Below are 11,982 nucleotides of genomic sequence, written 5' to 3'. Positions count from 1 at the left end.
CGGATTCGTTCGGCGCTGTCCTTCAAGCCTGCGAGATTGCAGGTACAAAAAAACCGCCTTGAGAAGGGCGGTTTTTTTATGCAGGCCTCGGGTTACGAAGCCTAGCCCACGAACACCACTGGAGACAGTCACAACTGGATCTTAGGATGGCCTCGAATACAGGACGCGTTTGCTGAATACGCTGAGCCGCGTCTGGACGCTGGTTCGGATCCTGATCGTTTTCAGAACCGCCAGGGACTTCCTGCGCGATCACTTTGACGATGCCCGCTAAGGGTTAGTCGGGTGAGAAGCCGTCCTGGCTCGCCAGGGCGGCTTTTAGCAAGCAGTCAGCCCCGCCGATCAGCGACGACCCCAATCAATACCAGCACCACCAGCAGCACCGGTGCCAGCGCATAGTTGTTGAACTGCCCCAGCCCCTTCACGATCCACGGCGTCGCATAGATCAGTGCCGCGCCGCTGCCGATCATCACCAGCAGCGCCATGAACGGCACCCGCAGGGCGCCGGCCAGACCACCCAGGCGGCCTTCCACCCAACCCTTGATATCGGTGCCGAACAGCACCAGCAGGCAGCCCACCAGGGCCAGCGAGATTTCCGACAGGTTGCTGCGGCTCCAGCGGGAAACGGTCGAGAGCAGGTCAAGTACCAGGTCCATGGGTCATCCTTAATTCAAGAAGTACTGCAGCAGGTCGTTGAGGAACAGCTGGCCGCGCGGCGTGGCTGCCAGCCGATCCGGTTCGACCCGCAAAAGGCCTTTTTGTTCGGCTTCTCGGCGGGCTTCGGCCAACTGCGCCAGGGGCAGGCCGGTGCGCAGGCTGAACAGTTCGGCTTCCACCCCGTCGGTGAGGCGCAGGGCGTTCATCAGGAACTCGAAGGGTAGCTCATCGGCCGGCAACAGCTTCTCGCCGGCCTTGAACGGCTTGGCCGGGTTCAGGTAGTCCTTGGGCAGGCGGGTCTTCCAGGTGCGCAGGATGCGTCCGTCGGGGAACGACAGTTTGCCATGGGCGCCGGCACCGATGCCGATGAAGTCGCCGAAGCGCCAGTAGTTCAGGTTGTGCCGCGCGGCACGGTCGGCCTGGGCGTAGGCCGAGACTTCGTACTGGCGGTAACCGTGCTCGGCCATCAGCGCCTGGCCGGCTTCCTGGATATCCCAGAGGATGTCGTCCTCGGGCAGCTCGGGCGGCTGGTTCCAGAACACCGTGTTCGGCTCTACCGTCAACTGGTACCAGGACAGGTGCGTCGGCGCCAGTTCGATGGCCTGACGCAGGTCGCCCAGGGCGTCGTCGAGCGACTGGTCCGGCAAGCCGTGCATCAGGTCCATGTTGAAGTTGTCGAAGCCTGCCGCACGGGCCATGTCGGCGGCGCGTACCGCTTCGGCACCATTGTGGATGCGCCCGAGCTTCTCGAGCTTGGCAGGCTGGAAACTCTGCACGCCGATGGACAGGCGGTTGATGCCGGTCTGCCGGTAGGCCTTGAACTTCTCCTGCTCGAAGGTGCCTGGGTTGGCCTCGAGGGTGATCTCGATGTCCGGGGCGAACGGGATGCGTTGCTCGACTCCGCGCAGCAGGCGCCCCAGCGCATCAGCGCTGAACAGGCTGGGGGTACCGCCGCCGAAGAAGATCGTGCTGATGGAACGACCCTGGACGGCAGGCAGCTCCTGGTCGAGGTCGGCCAGCAGGGCGTCGATGTATTCGGTCTCTGGTAGCGTGGGGCCGGCCTGGTGCGAGTTGAAGTCGCAGTACGGGCATTTGCGCACGCACCAGGGAATATGGATGTACAGCGACAGCGGCGGGAGCTCGGGAAGGATCAGGCCCGCCGGTTGCACGAACAGCTTTTCGGTCATGCCAGGCCCAGACGTTGACGCAGCAGGGCCATGGCGCGGGCGCGGTGGCTGAGCTGGTTCTTGTCGACCGGAGCGAGGTCGGCGCTGGAGCAGTTGCGCTCCGGGACCCAGAACAGCGGGTCATAGCCGAAGCCATGCTCGCCGCTGGCCTCGAACAGGATGCTACCGTGCCACAGGCCTTCGCAGAGGATCGGCAGCGGATCATCGGCATGCCGTACCAGCGCCAGGACGCAGACGAACTGCGCGCCGCGCTGCTCTTCAGGCACGTCCTTGAGCGCTTCGAGCAGCTTGGCGTTGTTTGCCGCGTCGCCCTTGCCGTCGGCGTAGCGCGCCGAGTAGATGCCCGGCGCGCCGCCGAGGAAGTCCACCGCCAGGCCCGAGTCGTCGGCCAGGGCCGGCAGGCCGGAGATGCGTGCGGCGTTGCGCGCCTTGAGGATGGCGTTCTCGACGAACGACAGGCCGGTCTCTTCAGGCTCCACCTGGCTGAATTCGCCGATCGAACGCAGGTGCACGGACTCTCCGAGCATGGCCTGCAGTTCCTTTAGCTTGCCGGCGTTGTGGCTGGCCAATACGAGTTGCGTAAGATTCATCATTTGCCTGGAAAGACTTCCTGATTGAAGCTGAGTTTATGGCTGACGCCGCCAGTTTCGACGTTGATGTCGAAGGTTACGGTCTCGGGCTGTTGGATTTCGAATTGGGCGAGGTAATAGATCGCGTCCTGTTCCTTGATCTGCTTGAACGAGAGCGGGCTGCTGCGTCCTGTCAGGTCTTTCACTGTACCGCTGACCACTGCAATTGAGGGCTTGTCGGCCTTGAGCACGGTAATGTTGAGCACGCCCTGATTTTTGCTGCGGATCAAACCCGTGGCTTGGGCTGTCGCAGGTTGCAGCATGCTCGAGGTGAAGGCGCTGTAGTGGACCGTCACGTCGCCGAACACTTCCTTGCGCTTCGGCTTGGCGGCATCGGCAGCCAGTACCGGCAAGGCCAGGCACAGGCTGATCAGAAACAGTGCTAGTCGACGCATGATCCCATTCCTCCGTTCGCGAGGGTCAGACCGCGAGCTGATGCTCCTGCAGGCCCGGGCTGCTGACCCGATAGATACCGATCTCTCCTAGAAGATTAGGCCAAAGCCGCCCGCCCAACCCGTTACGGTGTAGACGGTCGACGGCCAGGCGGTCGAGGACCTTGGCATGACGCTCGTGGCACAGGTTCTCGAAGTCCTCGAAGGTGCAGAAGTGGATGTTCGGCGTGTTGTACCAGGTATACGGCATGAAGTCCGAAACCGGCATGCGGCCCTTGGTCGCCAGGTACCAGCGGCAGCGCCAGTGGCCGAAGTTGGGGAAGGTGATGATGCACTGGCGGCCCACCCGCAGCATCTCGTCGAGGATCCGGTCGGGATACTCCACGGCCTGCAGGGCCTGGGTCATGACCACCACGTCGAAGCTGTTGCTGGCGAAGTTGCCCAGGCCCTTGTCCAGGTCCTGCTCGATGACGTTGACGCCCTTGGCCACGCAGGCGGCGATGTTGTCGGCGTCGATCTCCAGGCCATAGCCGGTGACGTTCTTGCGCTCGCGCAAGGAGGCCAGCAGTTCGCCGTTGCCGCAGCCCAGGTCGAGGACCCGGCTGCCGGCGGGGATCCAGTCTTGGATGATTTCCAGGTCGGCTCTCATGCGGTCCTCAGAGGGCGATGCGGTTCATGTAGTTCGCGAAACCCTGCATGTAGCGGGGCGTCGGGATGAGGAAGGCGTCGTGGCCGTAGGGCGAGTCGATGTCCAGGTAGCAGACGTTCTTGCGCGCGGCCATCAGGGCGTCGACGATCTCCCGCGAGCGTGCTGGCGAGAAGCGCCAGTCGGTGGTGAACGACATGATGCAGTAATCCGCCGTGACGTGGGCCAGGGTCGCGGCCAGGTCGCCGCCATGGGCCGCGGCCGGGTCGAAGTAGTCCAGCGCCTTGGTCATCAGCAGGTAGGTGTTGGCATCGAAGCGGCCGGAGAACTCCTCGCCCTGGTAGCGCAGGTAGCTCTCGACCTGGAACTCGACGCTGTGGAAGTCGTAGTTGAGCTTGTCGCTCTTGAGCTCACGGCCGAATTTCTCGCCCATCGAGTCGTCGGACAGGTAGGTGATGTGGCCGACCATGCGCGCCAGCATCAGGCCGCGCTTGGGAATCACGCCCTGGTCCTGGAACGAGCCGCCGTGGAACTCGGGGTCGGTGAGGATGGCTTGGCGCGCCACCTCGTTGAAGGCAATGTTCTGCGCCGACAGCTTGGGCGCCGAGGCGATGTCCACGCAATGGCGCACGCGGTCCGGGTAGGTGATGGTCCACTGCAGGGCCTGCATGCCGCCGAGGCTGCCGCCAACGATGGCGGCCCAGGTCTGTACACCTAAGCGGTCGGCCAGGCGCGCTTGGCTGTGCACCCAGTCCTCCACGGTCAGTACCGGGAAGTCGGCGCCATAGGGCTTGCCGGTGGCCGGGTTGATGCTGCTGGGGCCGGTGCTGCCATTGCAGCCGCCCAGGTTGTTCAGGCTGACCACGAAGAAGCGGTTGGTGTCGATCGGCTTGCCGGGGCCGATGCAGCTGTCCCACCAGCCCGGCTTGCGGTCGGTGGCGGCATGGTAGCCGGCGGCATGGTGATGGCCTGACAACGCATGGCAGATCAGCACGGCATTGCTGGCGGCGGCGTTGAGGGTGCCATAGGTTTCGTAGATGAGCTCGTACGAGGCCAGGGAGCGGCCACAAGCCAGGGCCAGCGGTTCATCGAACCGGGCAATCTGTGGTGTTACCAGACCGACGGAATCTTCGGGAAGGACAGTGGACATCGACCCTGCTCACGCTTGACGGAGGCGTAAGTCTAAAGAGCGCTACCCCCAGCGGCAAGCAAAGGCTTGCCGCTGGATGCAGTGTGGGTCAGATCATCCGCCACAGTTCTTGCGGCATGCCAGCGTAGGCCGCCAGCTGGGGCATCAGGAACGACTGGATCACCTGGATGGCGATGAAGGCGAAGATCGGCGAAATGTCCATGCCACCGAGGTTCGGCACCAGGCGACGGAACGGCGCCAGTACCGGCTCGCTGATCTGGTAGGCCAGCTCGGCGGCCGGGTTGTGGCTGTTCGGCGCGACCCACGAGACGATGACCATGACGATCATCGCCACCCAGAAGATTTTCAGGAACAGCGAGGTGATGCCCAGGATCGACCACATCAGCAGGTGCAGGATATCGCCGAAGGTGCCGTAGGTGACCATCAGCACAAAGGCCATCAGCAACGCCTGGATCAGGATCGACAGCAGCAGCGAGGAGGTGTCCAGGCCGGCGATGCTTGGGATCACCCGGCGCAGTGGCTTGAGCAGCGGCTGGGTGGCGCGTACGGCGAACTGGCTCAGCGGGTTGTAGAAGTCGGCCTTGACCAGTTGCAGCACGAAGCGCAGCAGGACGATCACCAGGTACAGGCTGACCAGTGTTTGCACCACGAAGATCGCGGCGCCGGACAATGCATTCATCAATGGCTCCTTATTTGCCCAGTTGTTCGGCCAGTTCGGCGGAACGTTTCGCCGCGGCCTGAAGTGCCTGCTCGACGATCGCCTCGAAACCGCTGGCCTGGAACGACTTGATCGCCGCTTCCGTGGTACCGGCCGGCGAGGTCACACGGCGGCGCAGCTCGGCGGCGTCGACATCGCTGGCAACCGCCATGCGGGCGGCGCCCAGGGCGGTCTGCAGGGTGAGTTGCGAGGCGGTTTCGCGCGGCAGGCCGAGTTTCTCGCCGGCGGCGGTCATTGCTTCGATCAGCAGGAAGAAATAGGCCGGGCCGCTGCCGGAGACGGCGGTGACGGCATCCAGCTGTTGTTCTTCGTCCAGCCACAAGGCGGTGCCGACAGCCGACAACAGCTGTTCGGCCTGCTGGCGCTGCTCGGTGGACACCTCTCCGGTGGCGTACAGGCCGCTGACGCCCTGGCGCAGCAGCGCCGGGGTGTTGGGCATGCAGCGCACCACCGGGATCGCGCCCAGCCAGGCCTGAAGGCTGGCGCAGGTGATGCCGGCGGCGATGGACACCACCAGCTGACCGGACTTGAGGTTTGGCTTCAGCGTTTCGCAGACGGCCTTCATGACCTGCGGTTTGACCGCCAGCACGATCACGTCGACGCCCTCGATGGCCTGGGCGTTGCTTTCGAAGGCTTCGATGCCGTGCTCGGCCTGGATCCGCGCGCGGGTCTCGGCACCCGGGTCGCTGGCACGGATCTGCGCGGCGTCCAGGCCCTGGGCACGCAGGCCGCCGATCAGGCTGGCGGCCATGTTGCCGGCGCCGATAAAGGCAATACGAGTCTTGCTCATGTCAGGTCCTTGAGGGAAAGAGTGAGTTAAGCATGGATTCAGGGCTGTCCGTAGTCGCGGGCGCCGAACAGGGCGGTGCCGATGCGGACCCAGGTCGCCCCTTGGGCGATGGCGGCTTCCAGGTCGTGGCTCATGCCCATCGACAGGGTGTCCAGGCCGAGGCCCAATTGCGCCTGGAGCTGGCGCAGGATGGCAAAGGCGGCCTCCTGCTCGGTGCGGTCCTCGGTCGGCTCCGGAATCGCCATCAGGCCGCGCAGGCGCAGGCCGGGCAGGGCGTTCACCGCTTGGGCCAGGGCCGGCAACTCGGCAGGCGCGCAACCGGACTTGCTGTCCTCGCCGCTGACGTTGACCTGCAGGCAGACGTTCAGCGGCGCCAGGCCGGCAGGGCGCTGCTCGGAGAGGCGTTGGGCGATCTTCAGGCGGTCCACGGAATGTACCCAGTCGAAATGCTCGGCGATGGCCTTGGTCTTGTTCGATTGGATGGGGCCGATGAAGTGCCAGATCAAGGGCAGGTCGGAAAGTACCTGTTGTTTTGTCAGGGCTTCCTGAAGGTAGTTCTCGCCCACATCGCGCAACCCGGCGGCGTAGGCCTCGCGAATTGCGCTGGCGGGCTTGGTCTTGCTCACCGCCAGCAGCTGGATGCTGGCCGGGTCGCGTCCGGCGGCCCTGGCCGCGCTGTCGATGCGGGTGGCAATGGCGTCAATGTTGTCTGCTAGGGTGGACATGGTTCGTCGCCGACGGCTTTGGGGTCTGCGGCATTCTACCTGCTTGATCGCCATTGGGGAGTCTCATGGATGTGACCGACCTGTTGCGCAGGGCCCTGGCTGCCGCTGCCAGCGACCTGCACCTGGCCGCGGGCGAGCGGCCGCTGCTGCGCGTGGATGGGGTGTTGCAGCGCCTGGACCTGCCGGTGCTGACGGCAGGAGCGCTGGAAGACGGGATGGCTGCCGTGCTTGATGACGAGCAGTGGCGACAGTGGGCTGCCGGCGAAGAGTTGGACCTGGCGGTGAGTCTGGATGGGCTGGGGCGCTTTCGGCTGAACCTGTTCCGCCAGCGCAATGGCCCGAGTGCCAGCGTGCGTTTGATCCCCGCGAGCGTGCCCTGTCTGGAGGTGCTTGAACTGGTAGATGTATTTCAAATCATCTCCCGGTACCGGGATGGCTTGATCCTGGTGGGTGGGGCCACCGGCAGCGGCAAGTCGAGCACCCTGGCGGCGCTGATCGATCGGCTCAACCGCGAATACGCATTGCATATCGTCACGCTCGAGGACCCGATCGAGTTCATCCACGCCAGCCAGCGCAGCCTGGTCAACCAGCGTGAGGTCGGCCTGCATAGCCGTGACTTTGCCCAGGCCCTGCGCAGCGCCCTGCGTCAGGACCCGGACGTGATCATGATCGGTGAGCTGCGCGATCTGCACAGCATTCGCCTGGCGATGCGCGCCGCGGAGACCGGGCACCTGGTGCTGGCCACCGTGCATACGCGATCGGCGGTGAACAGTATCGACCGGCTGGTGGAGGTGTTCGCGCCGGAGGAAAAGCCGCTGGTGCGCAGCATGCTGGCCGACTCCCTGCGGCTGGTGGTCGCGCAGGTGCTGGTTCGGCGTTCAGGCGGCGGTCGGGTCGCGGCGCGGGAGGTGCTGGTGGCGACGCCGGCGGTGCGCAACCTGATCCGCGAGGGGCGTCTGGCGCAGATTCATTCGCTGATGCAGGCTGGTGCGGCTGTGGGGATGTGCACGATGGAGGGGGCGCTGCAGGCGCTGGAAGCGCGGGGGATTATCGACAGGGCCTCAAACTGATCGCGGGGCAAGTCGCGCCGGCGCACCGCGATCGGCGTTTCAGCGTTTGGCCAGGCTCAGCGCCTGTTGCTGCTTGGGCAGCACGCGCTTGGCCACCACGTAGTGCTTCTGCCAGTAAGGTTTCTCCAGGCTGTCGATGCTCACCCGCTTGCCGGTGCGCGGCGCGTGGATGAAGCGGTCGTTGCCCAGGTAGATGGCGACGTGGTTGACCCGACGGCTCTTGATGTTGAAGAAGATCAGGTCGCCTGGCTTGAGGTCGCCCTTGGCCACCTTGACGCCCTGGCCTTGGGCCATGGCGTTGGAGGTGCGCGGCAGGTCGACATCCGCCACATCGTTGAACGCATACTTGACCAGGCCGCTGCAGTCGAAGCCCTTCTTCGGGCTGCTGCCGCCCCAGCGATAGGGCGTGCCGAGCACGTTTACCGCACGGCTGAGCACTTCGCTGCTCTGCTTCGGCGACATTGCCACCGCCTGCATGCCCACGGCGTGCTGCTTGGCGGCGTTGGCCGGTCGGGCGCGCAGGCCGGTGGTGCTGCGGTGCTGGATCGGGGTGCGTTTCACCGTGGCGTCGGCGTTGGTCGTGTAACCGGTGAATCCGCTGGGAAGACGTTGCTCACGGTTGGTGGCGTGGGCGGCCAGGGGTAATAAAAGGCAGAGGGTCAGCCATGTCTTGAAGAAAGGTGGCATAGATGAAGCTCTTATAAGTGTTGGCGCGCAACTTTATAACAGCTTTTTGATCAAATTCTGATCCGTTGGTCGCTCAGCCACGTACCATATGTCGGGTCAAAACGAAAAAGTCACATTTTTCGTTAGAAAATTTTCGGCTATCCCACGAGGGCTTCGAATGAATGGTTATCAACAGGGTGCTCCCTCGCACGACACCCACAGCAAGGTCCTCGGCTATCTGCTGTGGATCTTCGGCTTCACCGGCTCGCACCGTTTCTACTACGGCAAGCCGATCACCGGGACGATCTGGTTCTTCACCCTCGGGCTGCTGGGTATCGGCTGGCTGATCGACCTGTTCCTGATCCCGTCGATGGACCGCGAGGCCGACATGCGCTTCGAGTCGGGCGGGGTGGATTACAACCTGGCGTGGATCCTGCTGACCTTCCTCGGCATCTTCGGCGTGCACCGGCTCTACCAGGGCAAGTGGATCAGTGCCTTGATCTACCTGTTCACCGGCGGTCTGTTCCTGCTGGGCGTGCTGTATGACTTCTGGACGCTCAACAGCCAGATCTCCCAGGTCAACGCCGAGCGTCGCCGGGTATGAAAAAAGGCCTTGTCGCTGAGTGCGGCAAGGCCTTTTTCGTTACTGGCGCCGCTGTTGCAGCAGCAGGTTGCTGAAGCCTGCCCCGGCCAGTTGCTTCTGTGCCACGGTCAGCTGTTCACGGTTGCTGAACGGGCCGACCATCACACGGTACCAGGTCTCTTCCTTGACCGTGCCCGACTCCACCTTGACTGCCTGGCCAAGCAGGATGATCTGCGCACGGACCTTGTCGGCATCCGCCTGCTTGCGGAACGAACCGGCCTGCAGGAAGAACTGGGTGGTGGCCGCTGGCTTGATCACCGGTGGCGCTGGTGGTGGTGTCTGCCCCAGCAGCGCGGCCTGGGCGCGGGCGGTGTCGATCTTCGCCGCTTCCGCCGGCGTGACCGGCGTGCTCGGCACGGGCGGCTGCGCCGGTACCGGCGGGGTCTTCTCCGGCACGGCCTCGGGTGGCACGATCACTTCCGACTCCGGCAGCAGGGTGTAGAAGTCGTACTTCGGCTTCACCGGCTGCTGTGGTGTCGGCGTGGTGGCCTTGCTCGCTTCGGCGACCTTCTCCGGCTTGTGTTGCTCGGGCTTGGTGCGCTTGATGTCGTCACCGCCGGGCTCGAGCTTCATCAGGAAGACGATGAAGGCGCCGACCGTCAGGCCGACCGCCAGCCACACCCAGCCCGGGATCGGCTGCTTGCTGGCCGGCGGCTGGGAGCGGCTGGCGCCGCGCTTGGGTGCGGGTTTCTTCTTTGCAGCCAACTTACATGCGCTCCAGGGTTTCCAGGCCGAGCAGTTCCAGGCCCTGCTTGAGGGTGCGGCCGGTCAGGGCGGCCAGGCGCAGGCGGCTCTGCTGCTGTTCGGCGGTTTCGGCGGAGAGGATCGGGCAATTCTCGTAGAAGCTGGAGAACAGGCCGGCGAGGTCGTACAGGTAGCTGCACAGCACGTGCGGCGTGCCTTTTTCGGCGACGTTGTTGAGGATCTCGCCAAATTGCGCCAGGCGCGCGGCCAGGTCCTGCTCGTGCGCTGCCTGCAGGACGATGCTGCCGTCGACTTCGTCAAAGCCCTTGCCGAGCTTGCGGAACACACCGGCCACGCGGGTGTAGGCGTACAGCAGGTACGGCGCGGTGTTGCCTTCGAAGTTGAGCATCAGTTCGAAGTTGAAGCTGTAGTCGCTGGTGCGGTGCTTGGACAGGTCGGCGTACTTGACCGCGCCGATGCCGACCACCTCGCCGATGTGGCGCAGTTCGTCCTCGGCCAGCGACGGGTTCTTCTCCTTGACCAGCGCGTAGGCGCGGTCCTTGGCCTCGGTGAGCAGGTCGATCAGCTTGACGGTGCCGCCATCACGGGTCTTGAACGGGCGGCCATCGGCGCCGTTCATGGTGCCGAAGCCCATGTGCTCCATCTTCATCGGGTGGCCGACGAAACCGGCGCGGCGAGCCACTTCGAACACCTGGTTGAAGTGCAGGGCCTGGCGCTGGTCGACGAAGTACAGGGCGCGGTCGGCGTTCAGCGTGTTGCTGCGGTAGCGCACGGCTGCCAGGTCGGTGGTGGCGTACAGGTAGCCGCCGTCGGCCTTCTGCACGATCACCGGCAGCGGCTCGCCCTCGGCGTTCTTGAACTCCTCGAGGAACACGCACTGGGCGCCCTGGTCCTCGACCAGCAGGCCCTTGGCCTTGAGGTCGGCGACCACGTTGGCCAGGTCGGCGTTGTAGGCGCTCTCACCCATGACGTCGGCCATGGTCAGCTTGACGTTGAGCAGCTCGTAGGTCTTCTGGCAGTGCGACAGCGAGATGTCCTTGAAGCGCGTCCACAGGGCCATGCACTCAGGGTCGCCGGCCTGCAGCTTGACCACCAGGCCGCGGGCGCGGGTGGCGAACGCCTCGGACTCGTCGAAGCGCTTCTTGGCGGCGCGGTAGAAGTTCTCCAGGTCCGACAGCTCGTCGCTGGTGATCGGGTTTTCTTCCAGGTAGGCCAGCAGCATGCCGAACTGGGTGCCCCAGTCGCCCACGTGGTTCTGGCGGATGACGTCATCGCCGAGGAATTCCAGCACGCGCGCGACGCTGTCGCCGATGATGGTCGAGCGCAGGTGGCCGACGTGCATTTCCTTGGCCAGGTTCGGCGCCGACATGTCGATCACCACCTTCTCGGCCGGGCCGGCCTTGCGCACGCCCAGGTGCTCATCAGCCAGGGCGGCGTCGAGGCGGCTGGCCAGGGCCTCGGTGTTCTGGAAGAAATTCAGGAAGCCGGGGCCGGCGATCTCGACCTTGGTGATGTCGGGGCTGGCCGGCAGGCTGGCGATGAGTTTTTCGGCCAGGTCGCGGGGCTTCATGCCGGCTGGCTTGGCCAGCATCATGGCGATGTTGCTGGCGAAGTCGCCGTGGGTCTTGTCCCGGGCGTTTTCCACCTGGATCGCCGGCGTCAGCCCTTCAGGCAGCACACCGTCGGTGACGAGTTGGGTGAGGGCTTGCTGGATCAGCTGGCGAATGGTGTCTTTCATGGGATTCTCTTTTCGACCGCAAGCGCGGTGAGCGCTTCGATGCGCAGGTGGAAAAACTGGGCATTATCCGTTGCCGGGGACGGGTTGCCAACCTTTTGGGACACAAGCCATTGTCGGCGCGGGGGGGGGGGGGGGGGGCGGGGCGGGCCCCCGCCCCCCCCCCCCCCCCCCCCCCCCCCCCCCCCCCCCCCCCGGGGGCCCCCCCCCCCCCCCCCCCCCCCCCCCCCCCCCCCCACCCCGCCGGCACCCCCCCCCCCCAAACCCCCACC

Annotated in this window: 14 protein-coding genes; 2 read left to right on the top strand and 12 right to left on the bottom strand. The window is 64.9% G+C overall.

Translation table 11 applies throughout. The features are described from left to right. Positions 1 to 326: 326 nt before the first annotated feature. The 9 genes from ACVWZ5_RS14105 to ACVWZ5_RS14065 all read right to left on the bottom strand — a co-directional run bounded on the left by ACVWZ5_RS14105 (position 327) and on the right by ACVWZ5_RS14065 (position 6,891). Positions 327 to 653: a DUF3392 family protein gene (locus tag ACVWZ5_RS14105; protein WP_011531731.1), complete on the bottom strand. Its 327-nt coding sequence runs from the start codon at positions 651 to 653 to the stop codon at positions 327 to 329. A 9-nt stretch (positions 654 to 662) separates the two neighbouring features. Then, positions 663 to 1,841: a radical SAM family heme chaperone HemW gene (gene hemW, locus ACVWZ5_RS14100; protein WP_280070854.1), complete on the bottom strand. Its 1,179-nt coding sequence runs from the start codon at positions 1,839 to 1,841 to the stop codon at positions 663 to 665. Beyond that, a complete protein-coding gene (gene rdgB / locus ACVWZ5_RS14095; RefSeq protein ID WP_028689127.1) occupies positions 1,838 to 2,434 on the bottom strand; it encodes an RdgB/HAM1 family non-canonical purine NTP pyrophosphatase in 597 nt (198 codons plus the stop codon). The genes hemW and rdgB overlap by 4 nt, the downstream gene beginning before the upstream one ends. After that, complete coding sequence (locus tag ACVWZ5_RS14090) at positions 2,431 to 2,865, bottom strand: DUF4426 domain-containing protein (RefSeq protein ID WP_084942067.1); 435 nt, start codon at positions 2,863 to 2,865, stop codon at positions 2,431 to 2,433. Before ACVWZ5_RS14090 ends, rdgB begins: the two co-directional genes overlap by 4 nt. 25 nt (positions 2,866 to 2,890) lie before the next feature. Continuing rightward, positions 2,891 to 3,511: a methionine biosynthesis protein MetW gene (metW, locus tag ACVWZ5_RS14085; RefSeq protein ID WP_011531735.1), complete on the bottom strand. Its 621-nt coding sequence runs from the start codon at positions 3,509 to 3,511 to the stop codon at positions 2,891 to 2,893. 7 nt (positions 3,512 to 3,518) lie between these two features. Then, a complete protein-coding gene (gene metX, locus ACVWZ5_RS14080) occupies positions 3,519 to 4,658 on the bottom strand; it encodes a homoserine O-succinyltransferase MetX (RefSeq protein ID WP_062575477.1) in 1,140 nt (379 codons plus the stop codon). 88 nt (positions 4,659 to 4,746) lie between these two features. Beyond that, complete coding sequence (locus ACVWZ5_RS14075; protein ID WP_028689124.1) at positions 4,747 to 5,337, bottom strand: YggT family protein; 591 nt, start codon at positions 5,335 to 5,337, stop codon at positions 4,747 to 4,749. A 10-nt stretch (positions 5,338 to 5,347) separates the two neighbouring features. Continuing rightward, positions 5,348 to 6,166 carry a pyrroline-5-carboxylate reductase gene (gene proC / locus ACVWZ5_RS14070; protein ID WP_062575476.1) on the bottom strand — a complete coding sequence of 273 codons (819 nt, stop codon included), beginning with the start codon at positions 6,164 to 6,166 and terminating at the stop codon, positions 5,348 to 5,350. A 38-nt stretch (positions 6,167 to 6,204) separates the two neighbouring features. After that, the gene (locus ACVWZ5_RS14065; protein WP_062575475.1) at positions 6,205 to 6,891 is read right to left on the bottom strand and encodes a YggS family pyridoxal phosphate-dependent enzyme; all 687 of its coding nucleotides are present in this window, start codon (positions 6,889 to 6,891) and stop codon (positions 6,205 to 6,207) included. Between the two features lie 65 nt (positions 6,892 to 6,956). Between ACVWZ5_RS14065 and ACVWZ5_RS14060 the strand changes: the two genes are divergently transcribed. Next, positions 6,957 to 7,961 (top strand): type IV pilus twitching motility protein PilT, encoded by a 1,005-nt coding sequence (locus ACVWZ5_RS14060; RefSeq protein ID WP_084942066.1) that lies wholly within the window; start codon positions 6,957 to 6,959, stop codon positions 7,959 to 7,961. A gap of 39 nt (positions 7,962 to 8,000) precedes the next feature. On the opposite strand, the gene ACVWZ5_RS14055 is transcribed toward ACVWZ5_RS14060, so the two are convergent. After that, entirely contained in the window at positions 8,001 to 8,648 is a 648-nt protein-coding gene (locus ACVWZ5_RS14055) for a C40 family peptidase (RefSeq protein ID WP_062575473.1), read from the bottom strand. 157 nt (positions 8,649 to 8,805) lie between these two features. Here ACVWZ5_RS14055 and ACVWZ5_RS14050 point away from each other — a divergent pair, with 157 nt between their 5' ends. Then, positions 8,806 to 9,231, top strand: a complete 426-nt coding sequence (locus ACVWZ5_RS14050) for an NINE protein (protein WP_023630210.1) — start codon at positions 8,806 to 8,808, stop codon at positions 9,229 to 9,231. Between the two features lie 39 nt (positions 9,232 to 9,270). Here the strand turns inward: ACVWZ5_RS14050 and ACVWZ5_RS14045 are convergent, their stop codons facing one another. After that, entirely contained in the window at positions 9,271 to 9,975 is a 705-nt protein-coding gene (locus tag ACVWZ5_RS14045) for an SPOR domain-containing protein (RefSeq protein WP_062575472.1), read from the bottom strand. A 1-nt stretch (position 9,976) separates the two neighbouring features. Next, complete coding sequence (argS, locus tag ACVWZ5_RS14040; RefSeq protein WP_084942064.1) at positions 9,977 to 11,713, bottom strand: arginine--tRNA ligase; 1,737 nt, start codon at positions 11,711 to 11,713, stop codon at positions 9,977 to 9,979. Positions 11,714 to 11,982 lie beyond the last annotated feature (269 nt).

The organism is Pseudomonas sp. TE6283 (genome assembly GCF_054060555.1).
The sequence above is the reverse complement of the archived record's forward strand: the minus strand, read 5'-3'. Positions and strand labels throughout refer to the sequence as shown.